Origin of the sequence: Vibrio sp. 397 (genome assembly GCF_033339395.1) — a bacterium.
Taxonomy (GTDB): Bacteria; Pseudomonadota; Gammaproteobacteria; order Enterobacterales; family Vibrionaceae; genus Vibrio; species Vibrio alginolyticus.
This window is the reverse complement of the sequence record NZ_JAWOUN010000027.1, coordinates 1-12,272: the sequence shown is the minus strand read 5'-3', so window position 1 is coordinate 12,272 and position 12,272 is coordinate 1. Positions and strand designations below refer to the sequence as shown.

At 43.8% G+C, this 12,272-nt stretch carries 11 protein-coding genes and 1 tRNA gene; 5 read left to right on the top strand and 7 right to left on the bottom strand.

Annotated elements, in window-relative coordinates:
* Positions 1 to 195: 195 nt before the first annotated feature.
* Together ppk1 and ppx are read left to right on the top strand one after the other, a co-directional pair.
* Positions 196 to 2,286: a polyphosphate kinase 1 gene (gene ppk1 / locus R7P36_RS23345; protein WP_005381748.1), complete on the top strand. Its 2,091-nt coding sequence runs from the start codon at positions 196 to 198 to the stop codon at positions 2,284 to 2,286.
* Positions 2,270 to 3,775, top strand: a complete 1,506-nt coding sequence (gene ppx / locus R7P36_RS23340) for an exopolyphosphatase (protein WP_064376917.1) — start codon at positions 2,270 to 2,272, stop codon at positions 3,773 to 3,775. Before ppk1 ends, ppx begins: the two co-directional genes overlap by 17 nt.
* A 34-nt stretch (positions 3,776 to 3,809) precedes the next feature.
* Here the strand turns inward: ppx and R7P36_RS23335 are convergent, their stop codons facing one another.
* Genes R7P36_RS23335 through phoB form a run of 3 tightly spaced genes read right to left on the bottom strand, consistent with a single transcriptional unit; the run spans position 3,810 to position 6,797 of the window.
* Entirely contained in the window at positions 3,810 to 4,769 is a 960-nt protein-coding gene (locus tag R7P36_RS23335; RefSeq protein WP_042521153.1) for a PstS family phosphate ABC transporter substrate-binding protein, read from the bottom strand.
* Positions 4,769 to 6,067, bottom strand: a complete 1,299-nt coding sequence (gene phoR / locus R7P36_RS23330; RefSeq protein WP_213900100.1) for a phosphate regulon sensor histidine kinase PhoR — start codon at positions 6,065 to 6,067, stop codon at positions 4,769 to 4,771. Before phoR ends, R7P36_RS23335 begins: the two co-directional genes overlap by 1 nt.
* 40 nt (positions 6,068 to 6,107) lie before the next feature.
* A complete protein-coding gene (gene phoB / locus R7P36_RS23325) occupies positions 6,108 to 6,797 on the bottom strand; it encodes a phosphate regulon transcriptional regulator PhoB (RefSeq protein ID WP_005381752.1) in 690 nt (229 codons plus the stop codon).
* Between the two features lie 224 nt (positions 6,798 to 7,021).
* On the opposite strand from phoB, the gene rdgC reads away from it, so the two are divergent.
* The 3 genes from rdgC (at position 7,022) to R7P36_RS23310 (ending at position 9,759) form a co-directional block, all read left to right on the top strand.
* Positions 7,022 to 7,936, top strand: a complete 915-nt coding sequence (gene rdgC, locus R7P36_RS23320) for a recombination-associated protein RdgC (protein WP_017633930.1) — start codon at positions 7,022 to 7,024, stop codon at positions 7,934 to 7,936.
* Between the two features lie 165 nt (positions 7,937 to 8,101).
* The gene (yegQ, locus tag R7P36_RS23315; protein WP_064376921.1) at positions 8,102 to 9,502 is read left to right on the top strand and encodes a tRNA 5-hydroxyuridine modification protein YegQ; all 1,401 of its coding nucleotides are present in this window, start codon (positions 8,102 to 8,104) and stop codon (positions 9,500 to 9,502) included.
* A gap of 2 nt (positions 9,503 to 9,504) precedes the next feature.
* Positions 9,505 to 9,759: a YfhL family 4Fe-4S dicluster ferredoxin gene (locus R7P36_RS23310; RefSeq protein WP_005381763.1), complete on the top strand. Its 255-nt coding sequence runs from the start codon at positions 9,505 to 9,507 to the stop codon at positions 9,757 to 9,759.
* Positions 9,760 to 9,801: 42 nt separating this feature from the next.
* Here the strand turns inward: R7P36_RS23310 and R7P36_RS23305 are convergent, their stop codons facing one another.
* From R7P36_RS23305 to R7P36_RS23290, 4 genes are all read right to left on the bottom strand, one after another.
* Positions 9,802 to 10,110 carry a hypothetical protein gene (locus R7P36_RS23305; RefSeq protein ID WP_005381765.1) on the bottom strand — a complete coding sequence of 103 codons (309 nt, stop codon included), beginning with the start codon at positions 10,108 to 10,110 and terminating at the stop codon, positions 9,802 to 9,804.
* A gap of 323 nt (positions 10,111 to 10,433) precedes the next feature.
* Positions 10,434 to 11,270 (bottom strand): penicillin-insensitive murein endopeptidase, encoded by an 837-nt coding sequence (gene mepA, locus R7P36_RS23300; RefSeq protein ID WP_213900101.1) that lies wholly within the window; start codon positions 11,268 to 11,270, stop codon positions 10,434 to 10,436.
* Between the two features lie 12 nt (positions 11,271 to 11,282).
* Complete coding sequence (locus R7P36_RS23295) at positions 11,283 to 11,615, bottom strand: DUF1904 domain-containing protein (protein ID WP_064353645.1); 333 nt, start codon at positions 11,613 to 11,615, stop codon at positions 11,283 to 11,285.
* Positions 11,616 to 12,088: 473 nt separating this feature from the next.
* Positions 12,089 to 12,165: transfer RNA gene (locus R7P36_RS23290), tRNA-Trp, on the bottom strand.
* Positions 12,166 to 12,272: the final 107 nt, after the last annotated feature.

Here is a 12,272-nt window from a genome sequence, read left to right as displayed (position 1 = left end):
CTTTTTTGACTTAGTACTAGAATATGTCGTTAAGATGACAATTATATTACAGATCACATTAAACACCTGAAAAGAATACAACTCTTATGCAATGCGTGGTATGAAATAAATCTGTAATGAAAATCTCATAATGTTCTCACTCATCCATTTTTCCAAGATGAGTACGTATTACTTCACTTTTGGCTAGGTAAGGTTATGAGCGCAGAAAAACTATATATAGAAAAAGAGCTGAGTTGGTTGTCTTTCAACGAACGAGTATTACAAGAAGCTGCCGATAAAACCGTCCCTTTGATCGAACGTATTCGCTTTCTTGGGATCTTTTCCAACAATTTAGATGAATTTTACAAAGTACGCTTTGCGGACGTGAAGCGCAGAATCCTAATCAGCCAAGAGCGCGGTGGCAGTGATAGCCCTAAACGACTGTTAACCAAAATGCAGTCGAAAGCACTAAAGCTTAACGAACAATTTGATGAGCTTTACAGCGAATTGATTCGAGAAATGGCACGACGTCGCATTTTCTTGGTCAACGAACAACAACTGGATGAATCGCAACAAAAGTGGATCGCAAAATACTTCCGTAGAGAGGTAATGCCGCATATCACTCCCCTCCTAATGAAAGACGAGATCGATGTTCTGCAATTTCTCAAAGACGAGTACGCTTACATCGCCGTAGAACTGCGTAAAGAAGAACATTACCAGTACGCTCTGATCGAAATTCCGACCGATCACCTTCCCCGCTTTGTGATGGTACCAGAACAGAAAGGAAAGCGTCGAAAAACCATCATCTTACTTGATAATATTATCCGCCACTGTTTGGACGAGCTGTTCAAAGGCTTTTTTGATTATGATGAGCTTAGCGGCTATGCGATGAAAATGACGCGTGACGCTGAATACGATTTACGCAATGAAATCGAGTACAGCTTGCTTGAACAAATGTCAGAGGGTGTCAATCAGCGACTGACAGCAAAGCCCGTTCGCTTCGTCTACGAACGCGATATGCCGCCTCAAATGTTAGAGTTTCTGTGTAACAAACTTAATATCTCTAACTACGATAACCTTATCCCCGGCGGACGCTATCACAACTTTAAAGACTTCATCGGCTTTCCAAATGTTGGACGAGAATATCTTGAAAATAAACCTCTCCCGCCAATGAAATGTGCCGATTTCGAAGGTTATGCCAACAGCTTTGACGCGATTAAAGCGAAAGATATTCTGCTCTATTATCCCTACCACACTTTTGACCATATTAGTGAGTTAGTGCGCCAAGCCTCCTTCGATCCCAAAGTACTTAGTATCAAGATTAACATTTATCGCGTCGCGAAAGATTCTCGCTTGATGAACTCTTTAATTGATGCGGTGCACAACGGCAAAAATGTCACTGTGGTCGTCGAACTGCAAGCTCGCTTTGATGAAGAAGCCAATATCGAATGGTCAAAAGTATTAACCGAAGCGGGTGTGCACGTCATCTTTGGTGCGCCTGGTCTTAAGATTCACTCAAAGCTACTGATGATTAGCCGCCGCGAAGGTGAAGAAATTATTCGCTACGCACACATCGGCACAGGCAACTTCCATGAGAAGACGGCACGAATTTATACCGACTTCTCCCTGCTTACGGCAGATCAAGAAATCACTAATGAAGTCCGTAATGTCTTCGGTTACATTGAGAATCCATACCGACCAGTGAAGTTCAATCACCTTATGGTATCTCCTCGTAATTCTCGAACCCAAATCTACCGCTTAATTGATAATGAAATTGCGAATGCCAAGCTAGGGAAAAAAGCCGCTCTTACGATCAAGGTCAATAACCTAGTCGATAAAGGCATCGTCAATAAGCTTTATGGAGCAAGTACTTCCGGTGTAAAAATAAACATGATCATTCGAGGTATGTGCTCATTAGTACCGGGCATTGAGGGGATCAGCGACAATATTCGCATCATCAGTATTGTTGACCGCTTTCTTGAGCACCCTCGCGTGGTGATCACCCACAATGATGGCGATCCGCAAGTTTATATCTCCTCCGCAGACTGGATGACAAGAAATATTGATCACCGTATCGAGGTAGCAGTACCAGTCCGTGATCCACGTTTGAAACAGAGAATTATTGATATAACGAATATCCATTTTACCGATACAGTAAAGGCTCGTTTAATAGATAAAGAAATGAGTAACGCTTACGTACCACGAGGTAATCGCAAAAAAGTTCGCTCTCAAATCGCTATCTATGACTATCTTAAAAATATAGAAAAGCAAACTAGAAAACAAAATTCAGATGCCTCAAATACTTGAACAAGATACTCGCTACATTGCCGCGATAGACCTCGGCTCAAACAGTTTCCATATGGTGGTGGCCAAAGTTGTTGGCAGTGACCTACAACTGGTTAGTCGTCATAAACAACGTGTTCGCTTAGCATCAGGACTCGACAGTGAAATGAACTTAAGTCACGCCGCAATGGAGCGTGCGCTAGAATGCTTAGCCATGTTCGCTGAGAGGCTGCAAGGGCTTGATGAGTCAAATGTACGTATCGCCGCCACACACACACTAAGACGCGCTAAAAATGCCCACCTTTTCATCGAGCGTGCGAAAGAAGTGATGCCTTTCCCGATAGAAATTATCCCTGGAGAAGAAGAAGCCCGCCTGATTTACTTAGGCGTCGCGCACACTCAAGTAGAATCCAACTCCAAACTAGTCATCGATATCGGAGGCGGCAGTACCGAAATGATTATTGGACAAGAATTTGAGCCTGAGCTTCTCAACAGTAAACAGATGGGATGTGTCAGTTTTACAGAGCAATACTTTAAAAACGGCAAACTGTCAGGAAAAAACTTCAGCAAGGCGATGTTAGCTGCCGAACAAAAACTCGAGTCCATCGCTTCAACATATCGTAAAAAGGGCTGGGATATTGCTCTCGGCTCATCAGGAACCATCAAGGCGATTCAAGAAGTGCTAGTAGGATTAGGTTTTGAAGATGGCCTGATCACAGCGAGTCGACTGGATACACTTATCGAAACTCTGTGTAAATTTGATTCCATTGAAGATATTGAGCTGGCGGGTCTAACAGAAGAACGTAAACCCGTATTCGCAGCAGGCGTAGCGATTTTGTCCGCGATTTTCAAAGCGCTTCGCATTGAGCAAATGTTTTTCTCCGATGGTGCTCTACGCGAAGGCCTGTTGTACGAAATGGAAGAACGTTTCGCACGCTCCGATATTCGCATGCGCACCACAGAAAATTTAGCCAACAAGCACCGAGTCGACTTAGAGCATGCCGCTCGTGTTAAGGGGCATGCACGTGAGATGTTATGTCAGGTACGCTCTGAACTAGGCATTAAGAAAAAGAGTGAGTTATTTGACTTACTAGAATGGGCAGCGTTGCTTCATGAAGTCGGATTAAGTATCAACTTGCGTAGTTTCCATCGCCACTCTTTTTATATTCTGTTGCACTCCACCCTACAAGGTTTCAACCGTGAGCAGCAATTAGTGCTTGCAACATTAGCTCGCTTCCAGCGTAAAGCGCTCAAATTGCAAGAACTACCAGATTTCAACCTCTATAAACAGAGTGACGTTATAAGCCTCATCAAAATATTACGACTTTCTATCGTATTAAATGGGCAGCGTAATGAAGATCCATTGCCTGATATCACCTTATCTATCAAAAATGACGAATGGATTCTCACATGCACAGATGAAGCATGGCTAGAAAACAATAAATTACTTCACGCGGATTTACAGGAAGAACAAGAACGTTGGGACAGCGCGAAGTGGACACTCACTTTCTGATCTCGTACTGTCCATACCTAAATAAAAAGTCGGCTTACAGGCCGACTTTTTTTAACTCTTCTTCTGCAAAGTCTGCCGTAATGGGCACATAACCATCTTTCTCAACCAACGCTTGTCCCTGAGCAGAAAAGATAAAGCGAATAAACTCAGCTTCAATTGGTGTTAATGGGTAATCAGGGTGCTTATTCACGTAAACATATAAGTAACGTGATAGTGGGTACTTACCACTAACAATATGTTCTCGCGTTGGAGTCACGTAGTCATTTCCCATTTTAGCCACAGGGACTAAGCGCACGCCTGCCACTCGATAACCGACACCGGAATAACCAATTCCACTGATGGTTGACGCTACAGCTTGCACAACTGACGCGGAGCCTGGCTGCTCGTTAACTCGAGTCTTGAAATCGCCGCCACACAAGGCATTACTTTTGAAGTAACCATAAGTTCCAGAAACGGAGTTACGACCAAACAACTGTACGTTTCGCTTTGCCCACTGTGATTCAAGACCGAGTTGCTGCCAGTTTGTTACAAATTGACTTTCGCCACAGCGTAGCGTGGCAGAAAACAAAGCATCTAATTGACTAAAGTTAAGACCTTGAATTGGATTATCTTGATGAACAAAAATACCGATTGCATCGATGGCTACCCTAAGCGCCGTTGGCTTGTAGCCATGTTCACGTTCAAACGCTTCAACCTCTCTTAAACGCATAGGGCGGCTCATGGGACCAAACTGAGCTGTTTGTTCGGTCAATGCTGGAGGGGCAGTAGAAGAGCCAGATGCTTGGACTTGCGCATTAATATTCGGGTAAATGGATTTAAACTCTTCAACCCAAAGCGTTGTCATACCCGCAAGTGTATCGGAGCCAACAGAGAGCAAGTTCCCGACAATCCCCGTCGTTTTATGATAAGTCGGCAATGGTTTATCTTGAGCGGCAGCCATAAAAGAACAAACAAGCGCGAATAAACTGAATGTTTTTGCCAATCGTAAAGCCATTATTTCACCACCAAACGCTCAGGCAATACGAAAGAAAACTTACTGCCCACACCTACTTCACTGTGAATTTCTAAATGAGAGTCATGGTGACTCAGCGCGTGTTTTACAATGGCTAGCCCTAAACCACTTCCACCAGTATCACGTGATCTTGCTTTATCCACTCGATAAAAACGCTCGGTAAGTCGGTGTAGGTGCTGAGGTTCAATACCATCACCACTATCTTCCACCTCTAAGCATGCGCCTTGAGAGGTCTGGAACCAGCAAACATTAATGTTTGCACCAGGCGGCGTGTATTTGACGGCATTATAAACGAGGTTAGAGATAGCACTACGTAACTGGTCATCATCGCCCAACACGCGTAGGCTAGCATCAACATCAAATTTCAATTTATGTTGATTGTCCCCACTAAGGCTAACTGCCTCTTTTTCTAACACTTCAAGCATCGCAGGCACATTCACGACTTCCTCAAGTTCATGCATAGGTGCCGCTTCAATTTTAGATAGTGTCAGTAGTTGGTTCACCAAACTGTTCATGCGGTTGAGCTGCTCCGTCATGACACCATGAGCTTTGCTCCACATTGGACCCACGACCATATCAGGGTCTTCTGTCATCTCAAGATAACCTTGTAGCACCGTCATTGGTGTACGCAGTTCATGAGATACGTTGGCAAAGAAGTTGCGACGCATTCCCTCAAGTTGTTTTAATTGGCTCACATCACGCACTACCATCAAGTGCTCACCCTCGGTATACGGTACGATACGCAATTCCAGCATGCGTTCGACGTTGAGTGGTGAACGCATTTCTAATGGCTCTGAGAAGTCTTTCTTGTTGAGGTACTTGATAAAATCAGGTGTACGAATGAGATTGGAGATAGGTTGACCTGAATCTTCTGGCCAATGGAAGCCCAGTAAGTGCTGAGCCAGCTTGTTGCACCAAACAATATTACCTTCAGCACGGAATACCACTACGGCATCGGGTAGCGATTCTGCACCATTTCGGAATCGACGAATAAGATTAGTAAGCTCTTTTCGTTTACGGCGTTGGCGCTGTTGTAAGCGATACAACCCATTGAACAAAGATTCCCAGTTACCACTACCAGATGGTGGCGTGAGGCGTTTTTCATCCCATAACCAAGAAGATAAACGTACTTGGTTATGCAAATGCCACACAAGCTGCAATGCCGTAGCAGCCAAAAGCAACCACGGCATATAACCGAATATCCAACCTACTATCACCCATGGGGTGTAAAAAAAAGCCAGCTCCCAGGCCAGCTTTTTCCACGTTAATCTTTCAACCACTCATAACTCCAGAAATGGTACCGATAAGCTGCGTGTTAATTTATGCCTTCGTCGAGAAGCGGTATCCAGCACCACGAACAGTTTGGATCAGCTTATCATGCCCTGCTGCTTCCAACGCTTTACGCAGACGGCGAATATGGACATCGACTGTACGGTCTTCGACATACACGTTGGTGCCCCAAACATTGTTTAATAGCTGCTCACGGCTGTATACGCGTTCTTGATGCGTCATGAAAAAATGAAGCATCTTAAATTCTGTTGGGCCCATGTCTAATGGCGCATCATTAGCCGTAACACGGTGCGATACAGGGTCAAGCTTTAATCCCTGTACATCAATTACATCTTCTAGTGCAGTCGGGGTAACGCGACGAATCACCGCTTTTAAGCGTGCAACCAACTCTTTAGGAGAGAATGGCTTGGTAATGTAGTCATCCGCACCGACTTCTAAACCGCGCACTTTATCTTCTTCTTCACCACGAGCGGTAAGCATCACAACTGGAATGTTGCGCGTTAATTCCTCTCGCTTCATATGTTTGATGAAGTTAATGCCACTACCGCCTGGTAACATCCAATCCAGTAAAACTAAATCAGGGAAGGGTTCAGCCAGTTTGGTTACTGCAGTATCGTAATCTTCCGCTTCTACCGCTTGGTAACCTTTCTGCTCAAGTACGAAGCACAGCATTTCGCGAATAGGAGCTTCGTCTTCAACAACCAGAATCCTTCTAGACATAATTGAGTAACCTTATGTTCGTTGAGCTAATGAATTTAAGAGACAAAGCGCCTCTCTATGCATAAGCATTATCACTACCAATTATGACACTTTTGTGACCTTTGAAAACAAATTTTCATATAACTTTCTTTTGAGGTTCATTCGGATATTTTTCATTTCTATTAAGACATCAGCACAAAAATTCCCTATGATTAGTCCCTTGTCATCAAGCCTAGAGAAGATTTATGTGGTTTAAAAACTGTCTGGTATACCGCGTTAACCGCGAGGTTACTTTTAACGCCGAACAACTAGAAACTCAGCTGTCTGAATTCCAATTCACCCCGTGTGGCAGTCAAGACAAACAGAAATTTGGCTGGGTCAGTGCAATGGGTAGACATGGCGATATGATGACTCACGTGTCAGAAAACCGCATTCTGATTTGCGCCAAGAAAGAAGAGAAAATGCTACCTGCCTCTGTGATCAAAGAATCATTGAATGCAAAAGTAGAAGCAATGGAAGCGCAAGAAGGTCGTCCTCTGAAGAAGAAAGAGAAAGACAACCTGAAAGATGACATCGTAATGGATTTACTGCCGCGCGCATTCAGCCGCAGCAGCCACACTCACGTGCTCATCATGCCAAAAGAAGGTTTTATCCTTGTTGATGCAAGCAGCTATAAAAAAGCAGAAGATGTATTAGCATTGCTTCGTAAAACCATGGGTAGTCTACCTGTTGTTCCTGCTATTCCAGAAGTGGCGATTGAAACTACGCTAACCGAGTGGGTGAAAAGCGGTGACACACCTCAAGGTATCAGCATGATGGACGAAGCTGAGCTAAAATCCGTACTTGAAGAAGGTGGTGTGATTCGCTGTAAGAAGCAAGAGCTAACCACTGATGAAATCCGCAACCACATCGCTGCGGATAAAGTCGTGACGAAACTTGCGCTTAATTGGCAAGATCGTATTGAGTTCATTATGACGGAAGATGCGGGCATCAAACGTCTAAAATTCTCTGATGAATTGAAAGATCAAAACGATGATATTCCACGTGAAGATCAAGCAGCTCGATTTGATGCAGACTTCTCTCTAATGTGTGGAGAGTTCAGTGCTTTCCTTCCCAACCTATACGACGCGCTAGGCGGCTTACCGAATCCTAACGCATAATATTGTATAAAGGTTAACCATAACGCCCTCACTTTTTTTGAGGGTGTTTTTCTATCTGAAACACAATTACCCTAGTCACAGTTCACATTTTGACGTAAAATTTGCACCCCATTTCCATTAGGTGGAATTGGCCTGACTTGTGATCAGATAAAAGAGAATTGAGCAATGACAACTGAGAAAGCATTCGTGCCTGAGCTACTATCTCCAGCGGGCAGCCTGAAAAACATGCGTTACGCATTCGCCTACGGGGCAGATGCAGTTTACGCTGGCCAACCTCGCTACAGCCTTCGCGTACGTAACAACGAGTTTAACCACGAGAACCTAAAAATCGGTATCGATGAAGCCCACACCCTAGGCAAAAAGCTTTATGTGGTATGTAACATTCAACCACACAACTCGAAGCTAAAAACGTTCATCCGTGATCTTAAGCCAATCGTAGAGATGGGTCCTGACGCATTGATCATGTCAGATCCAGGCCTAATTATGATGGTTCGTGAAGCTTTCCCAGAAATGCCAATTCACCTTTCTGTACAAGCAAACGCTGTAAACTGGGCGACCGTTAAGTTCTGGGCAGCGAATGGCGTGGAACGTGTGATCGTTTCTCGCGAGCTGTCTCTAGAAGAAATCGAAGAAATTCGTGAGCATTGCCCTGAAACTGAGCTTGAAGTATTCGTTCACGGTGCATTATGCATGGCTTACTCAGGTCGTTGCCTACTTTCTGGCTATATCAACAAACGTGACCCTAACCAAGGCACTTGCACTAACGCATGCCGCTGGGAATACAAAGTTGAAGAGGGTAAAGAAAACGACGCTGGTGATATCGTAGAGAAATTCGACCCGACTGAAGCACAGCCTGTCGAAGTACAAGACGAGCGCCCTGAAACCACAATTGGTCGCGGCAAACCAACAGATGAAGTCGTTCTGCTTTCTGAAGCGCACCGTCCAGAAGAAAAAATGGCGGCTTACGAAGATGAGCATGGTACTTACATCATGAACTCTAAAGACCTACGAGCGGTTCAGCACGTTGAACGCTTAACTAAGATGGGTGTTCACTCATTGAAAATTGAAGGTCGTACTAAATCGTTCTACTACTGCGCACGTACCGCTCAAGTTTATCGTAAAGCAATTGATGATGCTGTAGCAGGTCGACCATTCGATGAAAGCCTAATGGGTACACTAGAAAGCCTAGCTCACCGTGGCTACACTGAAGGCTTCCTACGCCGTCATACACACGATACTTACCAAAACTACGATTACGGTTACTCAGTCTCTGATGCTCAACAGTTTGTTGGTGAATTCACTGGCAAACGTCGTGGTGACATGGCTGAAGTAGAAGTAAAAAATAAGTTTCTTGTCGGTGATAGCCTTGAACTAATGACGCCAAAAGGCAATATTGTTTTCACGCTAGAGGCAATGGAAAACCGCAAGTCAGAGTCTATTGAAGACGCGAAAGGAAACGGTCACTTTGTATTCATTCCAGTACCAGCAGAGCTAGATTTAGAATATGGCCTATTAATGCGTAATCTAAACTCAGGGCAGGACACCCGTAACCCGACTGGTAAGTAACCATGGCCTTGCTCATTACTGATAAATGCATTAACTGCGACATGTGTGATCCCGAATGCCCCAATGGGGCAATCAGTATGGGAGAGAGCATTTTCGAAATTGATCCAGCGCTATGTACAGAGTGTAAGGGGCATTACGAAAAGCCGACCTGTCAGTCAGTGTGTCCAATTACAAAATGCATAATCACTGATCCGAACCATGTCGAAACTGAAGAGCAGTTGCTTGAAAAATTCGTGATTATTCAAGGGTTAGCATAAGAGCAATTAGGTTCAACTTTGGCATCAAAGTTGAACCTTTTCTCAACCTGATTTTTCAATAGGGATAATATTGCAGAATAGCTCTTTTTCAAAATGATACTCTAGTCTCTCACGCCAATTTTCCGCTTGAGAAACAGGTATTAAATAAAAGTTTTCTCGGCTCGTATCAGTAACGAAAGCCATCCCATATTGCATCAGCTCATAATGCACATCATTAACAAAACCCGGATCAAGGCGTTGACGCCCAGTCAGGTGATTCACATCCTCTCGAGTCAAAGAGACTCCTTTAGTATCACTGCTAAATCTGTGTCTTAACCACTCTGCAAATTCTTTTGCACAAATCATAGTCATGGTTTTGTCCTTGATTTACTCTTCTAACAGGAAAAGGGCATATCCCTGCCTTACACACTTGTCTGCGTTGTTATCGCTTTTTAGCCAACTGACAGACATATTGCTAAGAAACCAGAGTATCGTGACGAAAGATCTTTTTCTAAACAAAGAAGTTACAACTTACCCATACTACAACTCTTTGTTTAATTTAGATTTCTATAATATGTCCCCAAAACTAATTGGGTTAGTTTTTGTATTGGTATTATTCAATGTAGACAAAAGTATGATGTTTCTCCAGTTTCATAAAAGAGATCACCAAATACAGATAAACCTGGAGAGTAACACTAATTAGGATTGATAAGCGGCAAGCATTGAGGTGGAACGACTTTTTTTCGTTTGGGCTTAGAGGTTGTTTTTACCCGTGGAGGGGTATCAATAGGTTTCGCTTTCGGGGCCCAACTTGCAAGCTCAGCACCGCAGCCATCGCCTACTGGAGGTGGTGATTGTTCAACACAATAGTCGCTCGAATCAGGACAAGACAACCTGACGTGAAAGTGGTAGTGATGCCCCCACCATGGACGCACTTTACGTAACCAAGAACGATCTTTGCCGTTTTCTTGCAAGCAAAGTTGCTCCTTAATAACAGGATGTACAAAAATTCGTGCAACATCCTTACTTTTTGAAGCGTACCGAATTAGTTTAAAGTGTCGTTCTTCCCAGCGATGATTAAGTATGGAATAACCTTTTAAATCCACCACACTCATGGGCTTAGGAAGTTGTAATTCGTTATAAGAAAGCGGTTGGTCAGCAAGTCTTAACCAGATATCGATATCTAACCCAGTTTGATGACTAGAATGACCAGAGGAGAACCTTCCACCTCTAGGTAAAGACAAATCACCAATTAGCAGAGTGGTGTTGAGATTTTGATGAGCTTTAAGCGCCAGATTTTCAATAAACCCTATCGTTTTAGGGTGCCCATAGTAGCGCTTCGTTTTACTACGTAAGACTTGATAACCAACGCCATCGAGAGGCAAGGGTAATGCACCATCTAAACAACCGTTAGCATAACTACCAATAGAGGAGGAAGAGTTTCGGGTAGGATTAACCACAGACTCCCAAGGAGTAGAACATACTGAAGCTGAGAAACATAAACCCAAAGTTACAATGAAACTCAGCCTCATAGCCTTTAACCTTTAGTAGTGTTCGCCATTATCGTAATAAGCTTTAGGAGATAAGGCGGAAAAGATAACTGCAACATCAATATCGGCACCAGCGATACCGCGCACTTGTTGCGTAATAAGCTTGGCAACTTCATCTTGCACTACCTGGCCACGGTCGAACCAAAGCACTTCGACAAAAGGATATGCAGCACTCACCTCACCCTCATTGAAAAACGTAGTGTAGATATACTCAAAAGTAAAATCCTCACGCGGACAGTCCATTAGAGGCTGAAGTTCATCCGTAAGGGGTTTTGATAATGCCTGAACAGCTTGTGGCTCTACAGCACGGAATCGAAAATGTGGCATAAACTTACTTCCTAATTATTAGCATTAATGCATGATGATAACAGGAACCAAGTCAGTAATCATCCAAGCCAATGTAACCACTGACCTTTCAATAGATTGTGAATCAGATGTGCTCGATAACGAAGAAAAAGTGTTATGAAATTCGAAGGTAAAACAGAAAGAGCAAAGCGATACATCAACATTTAGTAATTACATTACTAGAAAATAAAACTATCTGAAGCAAAGGTATGCCATATTCGTTGGATAAACATACACCTGACGTCGAAACTATACGTTAGGAATAAAAGAGCCCCTGACCTAAGCCAGAGCTTATGAACATGGGGGATAGGTGAAGTGGACCAATATCCCGGAGATATGAACTCTCAATCCCCCGATACTTTGGTATGAAAGGAATCGACAACTCTCCAACTAGTCAGATTCTCTTTTCTTCAGATGCAAAAAAGCCCCAGCATTACTGCTGAGGCTTTAGAGTATGGCAGGGGTGGAGAGATTCGAACTCCCAACACGCGGATTTGGAATCCGCTGCTCTGCCAATTGGAGCTACACCCCTGTAATTCGTGTTTATTGAGACGACGCTCAAATAAGTGGCGGAGTGGACGGGACTCGAACCCGCGACCCCCGGCGTGACAGGCCGGTATTCTAACCAACTGAACTACC